Here is a 20,051-nt window from a genome sequence, read left to right on the forward strand (position 1 = left end):
TTGTATTCTTGTTATGATGAACAGAGGGAATATTTGAGCACTGTATCACAGTATGGCACAGATTATGATGAAACTATACGTGTGAGACTTATAATATTGTTAGCGCTCACATTTTCTGTGTGTGCAGATTTGCGATTGATTGCATTTGTTTTTGTTTAAGAATACATGAGAACGAAGTCTCGAAGCCAGAAGGTAAAGGCGGGTTGACAAATGAAAGAGAAAGAGTGGTATTTTATTGATTCAGGTATTCATTCGCCGGTATATAACATGGCCCTTGATGAATATCTGCTTGAATGCGGAGCAAAGGGACGGAGACAGCCGGTGCTTCGTTTCTATGGATGGAATCCGCCGGGTCTGTCCATCGGTTATTTTCAAAAGACTGCCGGAAAAATTGATTGGGAAGGAACAAAAGCGCATCAAGTTACCTGTGTACGCCGTTTGACTGGCGGACGCGCCGTGCTCCATCATGACGAACTCACCTATAGCGTCGTTATTCCCGAAGATGATCCGGATATGCCGCATTCGATTGTCGGCGCATACAGAGTTTTATCCAAAGGATTGCTTGAAGGTTTTCGAGCAATGGGATTAAGCGCGGATCTTGCTATTCCGAGCGCAAAGCCGGGAAGTGCCCACTCACCGGTATGCTTTGAGGAAGCGTCCTGGTATGAACTGGTCGTTGAAGGACGGAAAGCTGCAGGAAGTGCACAAACAAGACAGAAGGGAATGATCCTGCAGCATGGATCAATTCCGATTTCAGTTGATGAAGACGAACTCTTTGATTGTTTTTATTACGCAAACACTAAACTGAAGGAGCGGGCAAAGCGTGCCTTTTCCGGCAAAGCGGTTGCACTTGAGGATCTGCTTGGGCGCAAAGTCGATCTGGCGGAAGTCAAGAAGGCCTTCTATCACGGCTTTGAAAAAGGATTGGATATCCAGCTTCAACCACTGATACTGACTGAGAAGGATGTAAGAAACGTCTTGGCTTTGGCAGAACAAAAGTATGAAACAGATCAATGGAACAAATCCAGATGATTGAAAATCAGTTATTGAAAAATGAGGAGGAATTAGTATGGAGAAGCGCAGATCCTATTTGAGGAAACCGGATTGGCTTAAGATACGAATCAATACGAATCAGGATTATCGCGGTATTAAACATTTGATGAGGGAGGAGAGCCTGCACACAGTATGTGAGGAAGCAAAATGCCCGAATATTCATGAATGCTGGGCAACTCGCCGGACTGCGACGTTTATGATCCTAGGTGACGTATGTACGAGAGGATGCCGTTTTTGTGCAGTCAAGACCGGAAGACCGACCGAATTGGATCTGCGCGAGCCTGAACGTGTCGCAGATTCAGTGTGCAGAATGCGTCTGCGCCATGTTGTTGTGACCGCAGTCGCTCGAGATGATCTCAAGGATGGCGGAGCATTTGTTTTCGCAGAAACCATTCGCGCGATCCGAAGAAAAGCACCTTATTGCACCATTGAAGTATTGCCTTCAGACATGAAGGGCGATGATGAAAGTATTCTGACTCTGATGGATGCGAAGCCGGATATTTTCGATCATAATATTGAAACCGTTCGTAGACTTACGAAACGAGTTCGTGCAATCGCCACCTATGATCGATCACTTGCCGTTCTCAAACGGGTGAAGGAACTGAGTCCCAATACACCTGTAAAATCAAGCATTATGGTTGGCCTCGGTGAAACAAAAGAAGAAATTCTTGAAGCAATGGATGATTTGCTTGCCAATCATGTAGATATCATGGTGATCGGTCAATATTTGCAGCCGACTCGAAAGCATTTGGACGTCATTCGCTATTATACACCGGAAGAATTCGACGAGCTTAAGCACATTGCACTCGCAAAAGGCTTCAAGCACTGTGAGGCAGGACCCCTAGCCCGTTCATCCTACCATGCCGATGAACAGGTTGGGGAAGATTCGCGCCGCCGTCATGACGAACTGATTCGTCAAACTGAAAAAGAAACGGGAGCTGAATCATGAATGTTAAAAGGCCGCGTCTCCCTATCACAGATGCGGCCTTTTATTGTCCAAATCGATGCAGCCGTTCATAGAATTCGTCGATGAACGATGAAAAAAGCTGCTCTGAAGGGGCAAGATCGCGATCACGTGGCGTAATAATCCCTACGGATCGCGATATTTTCGGAGTGCTGAGTGTAAGAGTGGCAACATTGTCAGGAAGATTGTAAGCAGCAGCATTTTCAGGCATTAACGCGATACCAAAATCTGATGAAACTAAGTTCTTGATTGTGTCCATATCCTCGCCTTCAAAAACGATAGTCGGAGTAAATCCTGCCTGTCTGCACGCATCACGAAATAGTTCCTGAAGAGAAAGTCTGCTGCGAAACGTGATGAATCGTTCATTTTTGAGTTGGCTGAGTTGTATCGGTCCGTGTCCCGCTTTTCCATGCTGCTTCGATATGAGAAGGACCATCCGTTCTGTATACAGGATACTGCTGCGTACGATGCCGTGATGCTTCGGAACTGGTGAAGCAAAGGCAAAGTCAATGCTGCCTTGTTCGATCAATTTAATCAGGTAGGGGACAGTACCCTGATGGAGCCGGAAATCAATGCCCGGATGTATGTCGTGAAACTTTTGCAAAACAATAGGTAAGGTGTGTACGGACAGACTAGTTGAAATTCCGAGTCGGACTAAGCCGGTTTCGGGATTAAGGTATTCTTTAATCTTTTTTTGAGCTTTTTCAAACTCGATTAATCCGCGTTCCGCATGCTGCAGAAATATTTTTCCTGCCTGCGTGAGCTGAATATTGCGTCCCTTGCGCGAAAAAAGAGCAACTCCGAGTTCGTCTTCAAGCATCGCAATCTGGCGGCTGATTGCAGATTGTGCCACATGCAACGCCTCGGATGCCTGCGTTATATGTTCTCTTGTTGCAGCTTCTATAAAATATTGAATCTGTCTTAATTCCATGACATACACACCATTCATCTAATATTGAGATTGATTTATTCTAAATTATATATTGTAAAGATTGATATTGAAAGAGTAAAATTAAATCACCATAATTTTGACCTAATAAAGAGATAGAAGATACGTTTTCAGAAAACTCACACAGATTTGATGCGTGATTGCGAACAGAAGGAAGGATGAGGTTTATGATGAGCGAAGCTCAGACGAGAGAGAAGCCGGAAGGACTTTACCGCCCGGAATTTGAACATGATGCGTGCGGAATCGGCATGTATGCGGACATTAAAGGACGTGCGTCTAATGAGATTGTCAAGACTGCACTGGAGATGCTGGCGAGGCTTGATCACAGAGCCGGGAAGGCTGCCGATGGAAAAACAGGTGACGGAGCCGGAATTTTGGTTCAGATTCCCGACCGGTATTTTCAGGAAATATGCGATTTTGAACTTCCGCCTGTCGGACACTATGGCGTCGGTATGTTCTTTATGCCCCAGGATCGTTCGAGCCGATTGGTTGCAATCGGCAAAATTAAAGCCTGCATCGCTGCACGAAATTTAAGAATATACGGCGAGCGCGATGTTCCGATCGACGAAAACGAAATCAGCCGTCTGGCAAGAAGCAAAGCTCCATATATGTACCAAATGTTTATCGGAACGGCTAACCAAGACGCAGGGGCGATACTGGATTCGAAATTGTATCTGCTCAGAAAAGCGATTGAAGCAAAACTTAAGGATGAGATCTATGTTGCCAGTCTCTCAAGCCAAACGCTTGTCTATAAGGGGATGCTTCGGGCAAAAGAGGTGTCGGCTTTTTATACGGATTTACAGGATGAACGCTTTGTTTCGGCACTTGCCTTAGTCCATTCACGATACAGTACCAATACGTTTCCAAGCTGGGAACGTGCACATCCGAACCGAATGATTGTGCACAATGGAGAGATTAATACGATTCGTGGTAATATGAGCTGGTTTAATGCCAAGGCGAAACGTTTAAAAGACGGAAAACTCCCTCAGATTATTGATCCCGAAGGCAGTGATTCAGCTATTTTTGATAACGTACTTGAATTTTTGACTCATCATGGTTTTTCGCTGCCGCATGCGGTGATGATGATGGTGCCTGAACCTTGGGAGGGAGACAACGGACTCCCTGAATATTTGCATGATTTCTATGAATTTCACAGCAGAGCGATGGAACCGTGGGATGGTCCGATGGCGCTTGGATTCTGTAATGGAAAACAAATCGGTGCTGTTCTCGATCGTAACGGCCTGCGACCGGCTCGTTATTACATCACAAATGATGATAAGGTTGTGTTCTCGTCTGAAGTAGGTGTGGCCGATCTGAATCCGGAAAACATACGCCAGCGCTGTCATCTGAAGCCGGGCCAACTGCTGCTTATCGATACGGCAAAAGGCCGGATTGTACCAAGCGACGAATTGAAAAAAGAAATCTGTTCATCAATTGATTATGCCGATCTATTGAGAAAGTCAGTCATCAGGCTTAACGGGCAGCATGGAACTGGGGAACTTCTCTCCGACAGCAAGCGCCTTTTTCAGCAAAAAGTATTCGGATATACCTACGAAGATGAAACAAAAGCCATTCAGCCCATGGCGGAACAAGGAAAAGAGCCGACCGGTTCGATGGGCAACGACACGCCGCTTGCTGTCTTGTCCAATAAATCGCAATTGCTATTTGACTACTTTAAGCAGTGGTTCTCACAAGTCACAAACCCGCCGATTGATGCGATTCGAGAAGCACGGGTTATGTCGAAAATGACATGGCTCGGTCCGCAAATCAGCTTGCTTGAACCGAGCAAACATGTGACATCGCAAATTCGTTTGAAGCATCCGATCCTTGATCGAAAAGCTTTTCAGGATCTTCAGCATCAAGAATTAAAAACGCGGACAGTCGCACTGACTTATCTTGCTGAAGAAGGCAGATTCGGACTCTCCAAAGCAGTGGATCAGCTGATCCTGCATGTGGACGAAATGATCCATGATGATGTGGCACTGATTATTCTTTCGGATCGTGGTGTGGATAAAAATCATCTGCCGATTCCATCTCTGCTTGCTGTCAGTGCATTGCATCATCATTTAATTAATCAGGGCACACGTCCGCAAATCAGCTTGATTGTTGATTCAGGTGAACCGAGAGACAGTCATCAGGTAGCCGCATTGCTTGGTTATGGAGCCGATGCCATTCATCCATATCTGGCGCTTAATACCGTTCATTCGCTGATTAAAGCAAATCATTTAGATCTATCAGAAGAAAAGGCAGAACAAAATTATGTTAAAGCTCTTGTTGGTGGAATTGTAAAAATCATGTCCAAAGTAGGCATTTCATCAATTCAAAGTTATCGAGGAGCGCAAACGTTTGAGGCGCTTGGCTTGTCCAATGATCTTATTGACAAATATTTTAAAGGCACAGTGACCCAAATCGGTGGTATTGGGCTGGAAGAAATTGAAACGGAAACGCTGCTGCGGCATAAGAAGGCGGTCGAGGAGTGCCTGCAAGGTGAAATGAAGCCCTTGGACCCGGGCAGCACAATGCAATGGCGTCAAGGCGGGGAACAGCACAAAATTGAACCGTTGATTGTGCACACGCTTCAGCAGGCAGCACGGACGAATGATTATCAATTGTATAAAGACTATAAAAAAATGGTGGACAATGCACCGTTCTCAACAATTCGAAGTTTACTGACTTTCGAAAAAGATCGAAAGCCTATTCCGCTTGAAGAGGTTGAACCTGTTGAAAACATTCTGAGACGTTTTAAAACCGGTGCAATGTCTTACGGATCAATCAGCAAAGAGGCACACGAGGCAATGGCGATTGCAATGAATCGTATCGGCGGAAAAAGCAATAGCGGTGAAGGTGGGGAGGATGCCGATCGATTTACGCTTGATCAGAATGGCAACTGGCGCCGCAGTGCAATTAAGCAAGTGGCTTCAGCACGTTTTGGCGTTACAAGTTATTATCTTTCTGAAGCAGACGAACTGCAGATTAAGATGGCGCAAGGCGCAAAACCCGGCGAAGGCGGACAGCTGCCTGCCGGAAAAGTATATCCTTGGATCGCCCGCACCCGTCATGCAACGACAGGGGTTGCGCTCATTTCACCGCCGCCGCACCATGACATCTATTCAATTGAAGATTTGGCACAATTGATCTATGACCTGAAGTCAAGTAATCCAAAGGCGAGAATCAGCGTTAAATTGGTTGCAAAAGGCGGGGTCGGTACCATTGCTGCCGGTGTTGCAAAAGGAAAAGCCGATGTGATTCTGATCAGTGGACACGACGGCGGGACGGGTGCTGCATCTAAAACAAGTATTAAGCATGCCGGACTGCCGTGGGAAATCGGACTGGCCGAAGCACATCAAACCTTGATGAAAAACGGTCTGCGTGATCGTGTTCGTCTTGAAACCGACGGAAAGCTGATGACAGGACGCGATGTTTTAATTGCTGCTTGTCTTGGTGCGGAAGAATTCGGTTTTGCTACGGCCCCGCTTGTCGTTCTCGGTTGTCTGATGATGCGAGCTTGTCATCTTGATTCATGCCCTGTCGGCATTGCGACGCAAAATCCGCAACTGCGCAAGAATTTTATGGGTAACCCAGATCACATTGTTCATTTTATGACGTTTATTGCTCAAGATATTCGCGAACAATTAGCTGAATTAGGCTATCGTTCGCTTAATGAAATAATCGGACAGGCGCACTTGCTTCGAATCAAAAAGGAAGTGCACAATCACTGGAAGGCACGCACGCTGGATCTCTCCGATCTGCTTTATCAGGCGGAAAGCGACGTTTCCAAACGCTACTTTTCTCGTGCACAGGAACACCATGTCGAACGCCGGTTTGATGAGCGCAATTTGGTTGCTACCTGTCTGCCAACGATTGAGAATAAGCGGCCGGTGCAGCTTGTCTATAAATTAAAAAACTCCGATCGAACAGTTGGATCGACACTTGGCTACTTTATTTCACGTTCGACTGGGGGCAAGGGATTGCCTGAGGATACAATTACTTTATCTTTTACAGGGAGTGCCGGACAGAGCTTTGCGGCATTTATTCCGAAAGGTGTAACGATGATTCTGACAGGAGACGCCAATGATTATGTCGGCAAAGGATTGTCAGGAGGAAAAGTGGTTATTAAATCAGAAGAGCTTGCGGATGTTGATTCAGATTCACAGGCAATGATGGGCAATGTTGGCTTATTTGGCGCAACGAGCGGTGAGGCCTACGTGCGCGGTACCGCCGGCGGACGTTTTTGTGTGCGCAACAGCGGGGCGAAGGCTGTTGTTGAAGGTGTCGGCGAGAACGGCTGCGAATATATGACCGGTGGCAGAGTCGTCGTTCTGGGGGCAATTGGGAGAAATTTCGCTGCCGGGATGTCTGGTGGTGTTGCTTATGTTCTGCCCGATGGTGAGCGTGATCAGATGATTCCTCTCATTAATAAGGAATTGGTGAATATCGAACCGCTCACGGATAAGCAGGAACAGGATGAAGTTTATCATTTGATTAAGAATCATCTGGATCACACCGGAAGTCCGAAGGCCGAAAAAGCGCTCATGAACTGGAAAGAGTCCATTCAGCGGATGATCAAGATTATTCCGCGCGACTATGAAGCAATCCTTGAACAAATTGCGCGGTATGAATCGCAGGGATTGACCGGAGAACAAGCGAAAGAGCAAGCATTCTACTTGAAAAAACAAGGAAAACTGAGCGTTCGCAACTCCACTTATTTACCGGTTTGAGTTCAGGAGGCCGATTTTTGCAGCGGATAAATTTTGAAAGGATGAAGTTGATCTATGGGACAATTAATGGGTTTCCTAAACATAGAGAAAAAGAATCAAAAGGAACGTAAGCCGGCCGAACGTGTGCATGACTGGGGCGAATACAAAATTCCCCTGGCGGAAAAGGCTGCCAAAAAGCAAGCGGCCCGCTGTATGGATTGCGGTATTCCTTATTGCCAAATTGGCACGACAATTAATCGAGGTACAACCGGATGCCCCATCCATAACCTGATTCCTGAGTGGAACGATCTTGTGTATCACGGACTCTGGAAAGAGGCTTATGATCGCTTGGCAAAAACAAACAATTTTCCGGAATTCACATCGAAAGCCTGTCCTGCTCCATGTGAAGGATCATGTACTGCAGGTTTTGTCAGCGATCCGGTTTCGATTAAATCCATAGAGCGAGCGATTATCGACCGTGCCTTTGAAGAGGGATGGGTTGTACCGAAACCGCCGAAACGGCGCACGGGCAAAAAGGTTGCTGTGATCGGATCAGGACCGGCAGGACTCGCCTGTGCAGATCAATTAAATAAAATCGGTCATGAGGTTACTGTTTTTGAACGTTCAGATCGCCCGGGCGGTTTGCTGATGTATGGCATTCCAAGCATGAAAATTGAAAAGGATGTTGTCGATCGCCGTATTCATCTGCTTGAGGAAGAAGGTATTCTTTTTCAAACAAATGCTGATGTAGGAAACACAGTCAGCGTCGAATTGCTAAAAGAAAACTATGACGCGGTTATTCTCTGCACAGGTGCCGGCAAGCATCGCGAGGTGTCGATCGAAGGGCGCGACTTGAAAGGAATTTCACCGGCGATGCAGTATTTGACTGCCAGCAATCGTTATCTGCTTTATGGTGAAGCACTGAAGCCTGATTTCGATGCAAACGGGAAGAATGTGATTGTGATCGGCGGCGGGGATACAGGCGAGGATTGTGTGGCGACGGCGATTCGTCAAGGATGTAAAAGTGTGGTTCAGTTCGGTAAACACGGTAAGCTTCCTGCTCAGCGTACGGCTAATAATCCGTGGCCGGAGCATCCAAATGTTTTTTCAGTGGATTATGCTTATGAAGAAGCTGAAGAGGTACTTGGAAAGGACCCGCGCGAATACTATGTTGAAACGCAGAAATTTATTGGCGATTCAGATGGACATGTACAGGAACTGATCACCGGTTCTTTTAAGAAAGATTTAGATGAGGCGACGAAAAAAAGCTGGAAGGCAGATCTTGTCCTTATCGCAATTGGTTTTCAAGGCGCTGAAGATAAAGTATTTGAGGATTTTAAAATTGCTAAGGACGCTTCAGGCCGCGTGATCGAAGCAGATTCCCGCAGCTATCAGACAAGTCAGGAAGGCATCTTTGCCGCGGGCGATGCACGCCGTGGTGCAAGCTTAATTGTTTGGGCGATTGAAGAGGGACGCAAAGCAGCGGCTGCCGTTGATCTTTATTTGGATAAAAAATTGTCTTTACTCCATGAATAATTGATAAATCATTAATATAAAAAGCCGACAGTCGTCGGCTTTTTTCTTTTTTTACAAGTAAAGGATACGGTTTTACAACAAAGCAAAGGGTTGTGAACCAAACGCGTGGGTAGCAATTTCAAGCGCAGGCCGGGGAGGAATCGCGGGAATCAATTTGAGGGGACTCCCGGAGCGTATTCAAGGGGTGAACAGTTCCGGACTTTCACGAATGAATCAATGAAATAGTAAGGACAACACGATCTCCTGATAAAGTCTAATTTCTTAAATAGCTGTTTTTTATTACAATTCGACAATGATCGTCGTGGTTCGACGTAAAATTTTTGTAAATAATAGAAATGACTTCTCATACACAGTAAAATATACAGTATAATAAAAATTAAGTGCTTAAATTTAGAAAAAGAGATTAAGGTAACGGGGTGAGGACGGTGGCAAAACATAAACTGTTCGCATCGATCACAGTTGGGTTGCAGACGCTCGTATTAAAAATTGCCGATCTGACCAAGATGTCGATCGTTGAGTATGTTAAAGCCGATGTTTCAATCGGCGCGGATATATATAACCATAAAATGATTGAATTTCAGACGGTTGATCAAGCGTGCCGTCAATTGGCGGGGTTTGTACAAATAATGGATGGTTACGGTGTCACCGAGTATCGCGCCGTTGCGGCAAGCTCGGTTCAAGAGGCGAGAAACGCAGAGTATGTAAAGGAGCAGATTCGGATTAAGACAGGTCTCAATGTCGAATGGCTGGCAAACGCGGAGGAACGTTTTCTTCATAATCAGGCTGTTGCTTATAATACAGATAGGTTCAGCGACCTGATCCAACAGGGGACCATGCTGATCGACATTGGATCGGGCAGCATGCAATTGACAGTTTATAATGACGGTCATTTTATTTTTTCCCGAAATATTAAGCTTGGCCCGCTTCGCATTCGCGAATTGCTTGGTGACTTAGAAAGCAAAACCGGTGATTTTGTAGAGATCATGGAGGATTACATTCGCAGTAAAATTGACGGCTATCACCAATTTGCTCCAAGAGGAGTTGCCATCCGCAACTTCGTGCTGGTCGGCACCGATCTGCTGGCGTTTAAACAGGCATTTATGAGCGGCAGTGATGAAATCATCAGCCGGCAGCGATTTGAGGAATTATATCAGCATATATTGACCATTCCCCCTCAGGTACTGGCCAAGGAATTTACGCTGCCCTATGATTCAGCATCGCAGCTGCTTCCGTCTGCGATGATCTTGAAGATGACACTGGAGATTACAGGGGCTGAAAGTATTATTCTTTCAGATGCCGATCTGGCCGATGGGATCATTGTTCATAAATTGCTCCTGATGCATAAGAGGATTATGGATCACTCGTTTACAGAAGATATTATTGTTTCTGCACGTAATATTTCTGCACGCTATAATTGCGATACAGAACATATTAACAGTGTTGAGAACTTTGCGCTTCACTTATTTGATCGCTTGAAGCGTCTGCACGGCCTGAACAAAAGAGAACGGCTCCTGCTGCAGCTTGCAGCAATTTTGCAGGATACCGGAAGTTATATTGATATGAATGCTCACTATATACATTCTTACTATATTATTCAATCGTCGGAAATCATCGGCATCTCCGAAAATGAGCGGGATATAGTTGCCAATATTGCGCGGTACCACAGCGCAGAGACACCGTCGAGCAATTCATCTGCTTTTCGGAAGCTTCCGGTGATGAGCAGACTTATCGCTGCAAAGCTGGCTGCGCTGTTACGAATTGCCGATGCACTGGATGACAGCCGTCAGCAAAAGGTGGAACGAATTGCTGTTTCGTTGAAAAATGATCAAGTTACAATTACTGCCCGTTCTGATGATGACCTTTCACTTGAAAAACAGACGTTTAAAGATAAAGCAGCTTATTTTGAAGAAGTATTTGGATTGAAACCGATTTTAAGAGGATAGGTGGATGGCAATGGATAATTTTGATCGTGATGACTATTTCAGCAATCGTGAGTTAAGCTGGCTGCTTTTTAACGAGCGAGTGCTTGAGGAAGCAAGGGATAAAGAAAATCCGCTGCTGGAACGGATAAAATTTTTATCAATTACGGCAAGTAACTTGGACGAGTTCTTTATGGTGCGAGTTGCCTCTTTGATTGATATGGTCAACGTAGGTTATGATAAGCCGGATGCGTCGGGATTGAGAGCGGATCAGCAGCTGTCGGCGATTAGCGAGAAAGCCCATCAGATGATTAATCAGCAGTATACGACTTATAATCGGATGCTGAAGAAGATGCTTAATGAGAATAAGATTCATCTTCTGGAAATCGAAGAACTCTCTCAGAAACAGCTTGATTTTATTGATCATTATTTTAACCGTGAGATCTATCCGGTTCTGACGCCGATGGCGGTTGACTCATCGCGGCCGTTTCCACTAATCTTAAACAAAAGTATTAACATCGCAGCATTTATTCATAAAAAGGGCAGCAAGGCTTCTCAAAACGAATTTGTCACTGTTCAGGTGCCTAACGTGCTGCCGCGTGTTGTTAAACTTCCGGATCATGAAGGACATACAAGCTTTATTCTGCTTGAAAACGTCATCCGAAGACATCTCAATCAACTCTTTGTCGGTTATGAACTTGATGAAGCATCGTGTTATCGCGTCATGCGCGATATGGATCTTGAGGTTGACGAAGAGGACACGGAGGATTTGCTGAAGGAAATTGAGAAGCAGCTGAGACTTCGTGAACGGGGCAATGTGATTCATCTTGATGTGGAGGCGGGAATCAGTGAACGGCTCGTTACCAAACTGTTCGATCGGCTTTCAGTAAGCCCAGATAATGTATATCGGGTTAACGGACCCATCGACCTGACCTTTTTATCGAAGCTTGCTGGACAAATCAAACAGCCTGGCGATATGGTTTATCCACCGCATCGTCCGTTTGTCCACTATGAATTGCTTGATCATTCCATTTTCCATGCCATGCGGGCCGGAGATATTTTTCTTCATCATCCGTATGAATCTTTTGATCCTGTGATTGAACTGATACGGCAAGCTTCTAGAGACCGCCATGTGCTTGCGATTAAAATGACTCTGTATCGTGTTTCGGGAAATTCTCCGATCATCCGTTATTTGGAGAAGGCAGCGGAAAATGGCAAGCAGGTGACCGTACTCGTTGAACTTAAGGCGAGATTTGATGAAGAAAACAACATTAACTGGGCGCAGAAGCTGGAGAAAACCGGCTGTCACGTTATTTATGGTCTGGTCGGATTGAAAACACATTGCAAAATGGCACTCGTTGTGCGTAGGGAAGAGGACGGCATTAAGCGTTACATGCACTTTGGAACCGGAAATTATAACGATATTACTGCCCACTTTTATACTGATATGGGTCTTCTGACCTGCAATGAACAGATGGGCATTGATGCATCTAATGTATTCAACATGCTTTCCGGTTACTCAGAACCGCCATATTTTTATAAATTGGTGATTGCGCCTCTGTGGCTGCGTGACCGTCTGCTCGATTTAATTGATACGGAGATCAAGAATGCGCAAAGCGGCAAGCCGGCATTCATTCGAGCAAAAATGAATGCATTATCAGATGAAGGGATTATTAAAGCACTGTATCGGGCCTCTGCAGCAGGTGTAGACATCCAATTGCTTGTTCGAGGTATCTGCTGTCTTCGAACCGGCATTCCGGGTGTAAGCGATCATATAGAGGTTCATTCCATCGTCGGGCGCTATCTTGAGCACAGCAGAATCTATCTGTTCGGCAACGGAGGCGAGACCTTGGCGTTCCTTGCCAGTGCGGATCTGATGCCGCGAAACTTAAACCGACGTGTCGAACTGATGTTTCCTATTGAGGATGAACAAATTAAGGCAACAATTATTGACCTATTTGATTTAATGATGAGGGACAATGTGAAAACGCGTGTGCTTGGCAGTGATCATCGCTATGAGAAACCAGATCGACGGGGGAAAATCCCTTTCAATGTTCAAGAGCATCTGGCAAAACTTGCAGAACAGCAAACGATTCGCCGAGATCATTCGCTTCGAGAAAAACGAACCTTTACACCAATTAAGGGGCGCGCGAATGAACCGTTTAATTCGGAGAATCGTGAATTTTAATTGGATGACGATGCTAAATTATGACGCTGTTTATTAGCTCATTTGTTGCTGATTTGATGAACGATGGAAAGCGTGAATGGCTCAGCTCAGCTTTGTCACGAATGAGCCAATAATCTGTTCTGAACAACAAAATAGTTTTACAAAGCCAGTTGAATAAAAAAACTCTAATTCATTGAGAGGCATTTTTCCTTGTTATGGGCGCTTTTTTGTCGAACAAGAAGTGATGGACTCTCTTTTTCTGTGCTTTTTATGTATTGAATCACTGAGAGACATGCCGTATGATTAAAGATATTGTTCTATAAGAATGGATCATTAAACTTGAAAAACAACTATATATTGTGGTATGTTAATTACCACAAACTATATGTGGTAATTTCTTAGTAAAAACTTTTACTGCATCGATGGAAGGAGAGGCGTTCGCTTGCGCATCTTATATGCAACAATGACAGGGAATGTTAAAAGGTTTCTTGCCAAAACCGGACTCGCTCATCAACCGATCAGCAGTGCTGATCCTATTGACGAACCCTATGTTTTGGTGACAAATACCATTGGATTTGGCGACGCTCCTGATCAGGTGAAAGACTATTTGAAGAGAAACGGACGGTATCTCATCGCTGTGGCAGCGAGTGGAAATCGAAACTGGGGCTCTAATTTTGCTCATGCGGCGGATGTTATTTCTGATTTATTCCACGTACCGGTTTTATATAAATTCGAGCTTGGTGGTACTGAGAAGGATGTCAATGAATTTCGAGAGAGGGTGAAGGCACTTGCCGAACGAAGCGATAAAGTCAAAATCTTACACTGAATTGAACAACGAGGTGCTGACACGCGGGGATGACGGGTTTTACCGTTTAGATAAGGACAGAGAAGCTATTGAGGTCTACATGGAAGAAGTGCGCGCGAAGACGATTCCGTTCAGCAGTATACTTGACCGTCTTCACTATTTGGTCAACGAACACTATTATTATGACGTATTTGCTGCATACAGTGATGCGCAGATTGAACAGCTGCATCGAATGGCTGCCGACTATAATTTCCAATTCAAGTCTTACATGGCGGTAAGTAAATTTTATCGTGACTATGCGATGAAAACCAATGACAAATCTCACTATCTTGAAAATTATGATGAACGAGTTACTATTGTTTCGCTTTTCTTAGCCCGAGGGAATTATGATTTAGCCGTCCGTTTGACGCGCGCGATGATGGAGCAGCGCTATCAGCCGGCGACACCAACCTTTCTTAATGCCGGAAAAGCACGCCGAGGTGAAATGGTTTCCTGTTTCCTGATCGAAGCAGACGACTCGCTCAATTCGATTAATTACATAGAGAGCACCTCGCAGCAGCTGTCGAAAATCGGCGGAGGTGTTGCCCTTAATCTGTCAAAAATTCGCGCGCGCGGCGAAGCAATTAAGGGGGTTGAGGGAGTCGCCAAAGGAGTGGTTCCGGTTGCACGCAAGCTGCAGCTCGGATTCTCCTATGCGGATCAGCTGGGACAGCGGCCTGGCGCCGGCGCGGCATACCTGAATATCTTCCATTGGGACGCTCCGGAATTTCTTGATACGAAGAAAGAAAATGCTGATGAAGATATACGTCTGTCGACATTGTCAATCGGGCTGATCGTTCCCGGCAAATTTTTTGAACTTGCTGAGGCGGGAAAACCTTTCTACATGTTTGCGCCGTATACAGTGTTCAAGGAATACGGCAGGCATCTTGACGATATGAATATGGATGAAATGTACGACAAGCTTGTCGCGAATTCTGCTGTTAAAAAGAAGCGTGCAGATACACGCGAATTTCTGAATCTGATCGCACAGATGCAAATGCAGTCCGGGTATCCCTATATTTTCTATAAAGACAATGCAAACAAGAATCATCCATTGCATCGCCTTGGTGATATCAAGATGTCCAATCTCTGCACAGAAATCTTTCAGTTGCAGGAGACATCAACAATTAATGATTATGATGTTCCCGATGACATTCGCCGCGATGTCTCATGTATCCTCGGTTCACTAAACATTGTGAATGTGATGGAGACCGGTAAAATTCGTGATTCGGTGCACGCAGGTATTGAAGCGTTGACTCAGGTCAGTGAGATGACCGAAATCGCAAATGCACCGGGCGTGAGTCTTGCAAACCGCGAACTGCACTCAGTCGGTCTTGGTGCGATGAACTTGAACGGTTATCTGGCGAAGAATCAGCTTGCTTATGAATCGGTTGAAGCTCGCGATTTTGCACGTACGTTCTTCTCGCTCGTTAATTTTTATTCAATAGAAGAATCGATGCTAATCGCTAAGGAACGCGGCAAAACCTTTAAAGGCTTTGAAAAATCGGATTACGCCGACGGGACGTATTTTGCCAAATATGAACACGAATTTTTCGGCCCGAAAACAGAGAAGGTTGCCGTGTTGTTTAAAGGCATTCATATTCCGACTACGGCAGAATGGACGGAACTTAAGAAGAAGGTCGCACAATACGGCCTATACAATGCTTATCGTTTGGCGGTCGCTCCAACACAATCGATCAGCTATGTGCAGAATGCGACGAGTTCGGTCATGCCGGTAGTAAATGTTATCGAACGGCGTAAATATGGGAACAGCGAAACGATCTATCCGATGCCGTTCTTGTCACCGCAGACCATGTGGTATTACAAGTCGGCGTATCAGACGAACCAGTTTCGGGTGATTGATATGATCGCTGAAATTCAAGCGCATGTCGACCAAGGGATTTCAACGATTCTTTATGTCGACAGCATGACCAGCACGCGTCAGTTGGCGAGACTGTATGTCTATGCACACAAAAAAGGACTAAAATCGCTCTACTATACTCGAACTCAGCTCTTGTCACCTGAAGAATGCACGGCTTGCTCGGTCTAAGCTCAGATCATTAGTGATCAAGAGAAGTTCAATTGAAGGATGGATTACCATGAAAGCTATTAACTGGAACAGCAGCGATAATCAAATCGCAAAGGTTTACTGGAAACAAAACATCAACCAGTTTTGGACGGAGGAAGCGTTTAAGGTATCGCGCGACCTTTCAGACTGGTCGAAAATGAGTGAAGACGAGCGCGCAACTTATGTTGAAGTACTCTCCGGGCTTACCGGTCTTGATCGCGAGCAGGGCGATAACGGAATGCCGCTTGTGGCCATTCACCATGACAATATGCATGAGCAAGCTGTTTTTGCTTGGATGGGAATGATGGAGCATATTCATGCAAAATCCTATTCGCATATTTTTTCAACACTGATTTCATCGAGGGAAACTGATTATTATCTTGGTGAATGGGTGAACAATCAGCCTGAACTCCAGGAAAAATACCGCCTGATTGCCTATTGGTATCATCAGCTTTATGATAAGAAGGAAAACGTGACATCGTTTAAGCGTTATATGGCAATGTGCGCTTCTGTCTTCCTTGAAAGCTTTTCCTTCTACAGCGGTTTTTTTTATCCGGTTTTCCTGTCTGGACAGGGCCGGATGATCGCCAGTGGCGAAATCATCCGCAAGATTATCCAAGATGAATCAATTCACGGAAGCTTCACCGGTATGGTTGCACAGCGTCTGTATCGTGAAGAGCTTACGGATGAAGAGCGTCGAACGGCTGACAAAGAAAGAGAAGCCCTTCTTGACCGCTTGCTTGAGGTGGAAAAGACGTATACGGCCGAAATCTATACAAAGATCGGGTTAACTGATGAAGTGATGGATTATGTATACTACAACGCAAACCGTGCCTTGCAGAATTTAGGATATGATAATAAGTACGATCATAAGCCGGTGAGCCAAACTGTTTTAAATGGAATTGATACAAGCACGATTAATCATGACTTCTTCTCGACAAAGGGTGATTATGTTGTTCCGCTGAACATTGAACCGTTAACTGATGAAGATTTCAATTTCGATAACGTATGAAGAAAAGTTCCGATCCGCTGTGTTCGGAACTTTTTTCAAATGACTGACCTAATGAGCGTTTGAGTTTCGAATAGATATACGAGAAAAGTATGGCAAAGTTTGGCTTGGAGGTTGGTTTTGTGATCCCTCAATGGATAAAAAAGAGTTTGGTTGCCTGTGTTGCGGTTCTAACCTTTGGTACGGTCGTCCCGACTCTCCCGGCCCATTATCTTGATAAAGAAAATGATAAACAAAATGTCCAAAAGACAGGGAATGACGTTTCCTCCCCCAGTTTTGAAGCCAAGTCGTCAGCAAAAGAAGAGAGTCGCTATTCTTGGAAACTGAATGTTTCCAAAGAAGACTTGATTGACGGATTCTCAAGCTATGCAGTACAAGAAGCAGAAAAGCAAGGTACGGCTAAATTCGGGTCGCGTATTACAGAACGAATTAATCCACAATACAGAAACCAGATTATTCCTGCCTTTGCTCAGGCGGTACACGAGATCAGTGATGTACATAGCAATGCATGGATTCGCGAACTGGATGTCACTCATTCTCCAGCTCAGGGACTCGGAGAACGGATCATGCATGTATATAATAGACAATCAGGTAAAGAAGTGCTGAAACTCCATGTTCGGCGCGACCACCCACCGCTTGACGGTTATTATTTTAATTTTCATTATCACACAGCATTGGATGATTTTCAGCAGCATCATGAGATAAAAACGATCTACTGGGGTAAGAACATGCCGCCCAAATGGCGTGCATAAATTGATTAGGAAACCCGGGGCATCTGCTCCGGGTTTTTAAGCACTAAGAAAGCATATGATTTTTGCTCTGTATTCGCATGTCTGAGGAGGCTCGCGGCAAGCGAGTAACCGAAGTGACGATTCAGCACCGAAAAGACACGAATTAATTACAGATGGCCAGAGATTAAGGATCGGGTGTTTTTTTAGCTTTTTTATGATTTTCGGGCAAAGCAAGAGATGATGCTGTGGAGAAAGGTTATTGAAAAGACAAACCTAAATGAGCTGTGACCTGTGCCATGACACGATAACCGATCGGATTCGGATGAATGCGGTCAAAGCTGAGCAACTGCGGTTCATGTCCTGAAAAAGCACGGTATATGTCAGCTACCCGGACAAACGGATAGCGCTCAAGATCATTGAGCTGTTTGTTGTATTCTTCAAGCCAGTGATTTGTATTCGGAATGTAAAATAAGGGATTGTATAAATTCAACACGCGAACGATGAATGGGTTTGGATTGTTTGCATGGAAAGAATCAATAAACCGGATCATCTGATCAAAGTGAATCATACTCTGTTCGGCGGCTTCAATAATCGGTGATGAATCACCCGTTCGCATCCATTTCCTTCCTGCCTTCAGAAAATCGTTGCCTCCGCCAGTTAGTGTAATAAATGAAGCATTGGCTACCGCCTCAGCTACTTCAGGTTGAGCAAGTATATGACGAATCCCCTCGGTTGTCGCCCCATTTTTTGCGTATACACGTTGCTCGATCTGCGTCCGATAATAGGCCTCAAGGTCGCGATGATAGAGTTTGACAAAATTCGGTTGAAAGAAAGTTGAGCCAATACCAACAGTCAGTGAATCACCAATAGCAACATAAAGCGGACGCATAGGCAACCGGATCACCTCCTGTTCACAAGTTGTCTTTTTATACAAAAGAATATAAAAGATAAGCGATCAGCGCTGCCCTTGAATAAGAACAGCTAAGCCGCGGTCTGTTTCAATCGGCAAGTTTTCTCTATCAGTGTATTCATCTTTTCGAAACAGGTTCTGCTGTGAGGATGGGTGAAAAGGAGAACAACGCAAAAAACAGCGTCCACATGTGAAATACAGTGAAACGCTGTTTTCTGTTGGGATCGTTGCCTATTGAGTGTTTGATGAGCGCTTAGTTGCCGATGAATTCCTGAGTCCAGTAGGAGCCATAGGAGCCGCCCTGAACATAGCCGACACCGATTGTGGTAAAGCTTGCATTCAAAATATTGGCACGGTGACCCGGGCTGTTCATCCACCCTTGTACCACTTCTTCAGGTGTCTTTTGACCGGCAGCAATGTTTTCACCAGCAGATTTATAAGAAATACCGAATTTTTTCATCATGTCAAATGGTGAGCCATAGGTTGGCGATTGGTGATCAAAATAATTTTTGTCACTCATATCTTGAGATTTGGCACGCGCCATTTTTGATAGAGTGCTGTTGTCGGCCTTCAATGGCTGCAGACCGGCTTTCGTTCGTTCCTGATTTGTCAATTCAACAACCTTTTGCTCATATGCATTCATTTCGCTGTTTGAAGATTGGCTGTCTGAAGGCTTTTCTGAATTGTCTGCTGCGGGTTTCTCCGAATTTGCCGGTGTGTCGGCCTGCTGAGGTTCAGCAGGCTTCGCTTGCTCCGGCTTTTCTGCCTGAGTGTCCCGATCTTTCTTTGGACTCTCAGGTTTTTCAGCGGTGTTTGCTGCCTCCGGTGATTTAGACAGCTGTTCCTGAATTTGCGCGAAGTCCAGTGTAATTCCGAGTTTCTTCAGCAGCTCATCCAGATTCGTATTTTGCTGATCCTTCAACTTCCATGGATTGAGCAGGTCTGTTTTGGCAGCTTTGCAGATTTCATCTTTTGTTTGCGCTGCCGCATTCGCCTGACCACCCCCCATAACGAGTGGCAAGGCAAGCATCCCTGCGATGGTAAAACCAACGACTTTCTTTTTCATTGTGTAACTCCCTCCTTGGTCAATAGGTTTCGGGTTTAGGAGATTGGTAGTGGGGTAAAAGGTCGAATTACATGATGTTACCAGATTTATGGAAGATCTACCCACGATCATAGGCAACTTTATTTCACAGACAATGTT

Annotated in this window: 13 protein-coding genes; 10 read left to right on the plus strand and 3 right to left on the minus strand. The window is 45.1% G+C overall.

What is annotated here, in order from left to right:
- Window positions 1-210: 210 nt before the first annotated feature.
- Together lipM and lipA are read left to right on the plus strand one after the other, a co-directional pair.
- Entirely contained in the window at window positions 211-1,032 is an 822-nt protein-coding gene (gene lipM / locus NIE88_RS16065; protein ID WP_253063665.1) for an octanoyltransferase LipM, read from the plus strand.
- 37 nt (window positions 1,033-1,069) lie between these two features.
- Window positions 1,070-2,002 carry a lipoyl synthase gene (gene lipA / locus NIE88_RS16070; RefSeq protein WP_253063667.1) on the plus strand — a complete coding sequence of 311 codons (933 nt, stop codon included), beginning with the start codon at window positions 1,070-1,072 and terminating at the stop codon, window positions 2,000-2,002.
- A 40-nt stretch (window positions 2,003-2,042) separates the two neighbouring features.
- Here the strand turns inward: lipA and gltC are convergent, their stop codons facing one another.
- The gene (gene gltC, locus NIE88_RS16075; RefSeq protein ID WP_253063669.1) at window positions 2,043-2,948 is read right to left on the minus strand and encodes a glutamate biosynthesis transcriptional regulator GltC; all 906 of its coding nucleotides are present in this window, start codon (window positions 2,946-2,948) and stop codon (window positions 2,043-2,045) included.
- 188 nt (window positions 2,949-3,136) lie between these two features.
- Between gltC and gltB the strand changes: the two genes are divergently transcribed.
- The 8 genes from gltB to NIE88_RS16115 all read left to right on the plus strand — a co-directional run bounded on the left by gltB (window position 3,137) and on the right by NIE88_RS16115 (window position 17,958).
- Window positions 3,137-7,684 (plus strand): glutamate synthase large subunit, encoded by a 4,548-nt coding sequence (gltB, locus tag NIE88_RS16080; protein WP_373689448.1) that lies wholly within the window; start codon window positions 3,137-3,139, stop codon window positions 7,682-7,684.
- Between the two features lie 54 nt (window positions 7,685-7,738).
- Window positions 7,739-9,199: a glutamate synthase subunit beta gene (locus tag NIE88_RS16085; protein ID WP_253063673.1), complete on the plus strand. Its 1,461-nt coding sequence runs from the start codon at window positions 7,739-7,741 to the stop codon at window positions 9,197-9,199.
- A gap of 425 nt (window positions 9,200-9,624) precedes the next feature.
- Window positions 9,625-11,142, plus strand: a complete 1,518-nt coding sequence (locus NIE88_RS16090; protein ID WP_253063675.1) for a Ppx/GppA phosphatase family protein — start codon at window positions 9,625-9,627, stop codon at window positions 11,140-11,142.
- Between the two features lie 4 nt (window positions 11,143-11,146).
- Window positions 11,147-13,306: an RNA degradosome polyphosphate kinase gene (locus tag NIE88_RS16095; RefSeq protein ID WP_253063677.1), complete on the plus strand. Its 2,160-nt coding sequence runs from the start codon at window positions 11,147-11,149 to the stop codon at window positions 13,304-13,306.
- Between the two features lie 421 nt (window positions 13,307-13,727).
- Complete coding sequence (nrdI, locus tag NIE88_RS16100; protein WP_253063679.1) at window positions 13,728-14,111, plus strand: class Ib ribonucleoside-diphosphate reductase assembly flavoprotein NrdI; 384 nt, start codon at window positions 13,728-13,730, stop codon at window positions 14,109-14,111.
- Window positions 14,074-16,179: a class 1b ribonucleoside-diphosphate reductase subunit alpha gene (gene nrdE, locus NIE88_RS16105; RefSeq protein WP_253063681.1), complete on the plus strand. Its 2,106-nt coding sequence runs from the start codon at window positions 14,074-14,076 to the stop codon at window positions 16,177-16,179. Before nrdI ends, nrdE begins: the two co-directional genes overlap by 38 nt.
- A 49-nt stretch (window positions 16,180-16,228) precedes the next feature.
- Window positions 16,229-17,209: a class 1b ribonucleoside-diphosphate reductase subunit beta gene (nrdF, locus tag NIE88_RS16110; RefSeq protein ID WP_253063683.1), complete on the plus strand. Its 981-nt coding sequence runs from the start codon at window positions 16,229-16,231 to the stop codon at window positions 17,207-17,209.
- Between the two features lie 89 nt (window positions 17,210-17,298).
- Window positions 17,299-17,958, plus strand: a complete 660-nt coding sequence (locus NIE88_RS16115; protein ID WP_253063684.1) for a YpjP family protein — start codon at window positions 17,299-17,301, stop codon at window positions 17,956-17,958.
- Between the two features lie 235 nt (window positions 17,959-18,193).
- On the opposite strand, the gene NIE88_RS16120 is transcribed toward NIE88_RS16115, so the two are convergent.
- On the minus strand, window positions 18,194-18,826 hold the full coding sequence (locus NIE88_RS16120) for a GDSL-type esterase/lipase family protein (RefSeq protein WP_253063749.1): 633 nt from the start codon (window positions 18,824-18,826) through the stop codon (window positions 18,194-18,196).
- A 274-nt stretch (window positions 18,827-19,100) separates the two neighbouring features.
- Window positions 19,101-19,913 (minus strand): CAP domain-containing protein, encoded by an 813-nt coding sequence (locus NIE88_RS16125; protein WP_253063686.1) that lies wholly within the window; start codon window positions 19,911-19,913, stop codon window positions 19,101-19,103.
- Between the last annotated feature and the right edge of the window lie 138 nt (window positions 19,914-20,051).

The organism is Sporolactobacillus shoreicorticis (genome assembly GCF_024125445.1).
Classification (GTDB): domain Bacteria; phylum Bacillota; class Bacilli; order Bacillales; family Sporolactobacillaceae; genus Sporolactobacillus; species Sporolactobacillus shoreicorticis.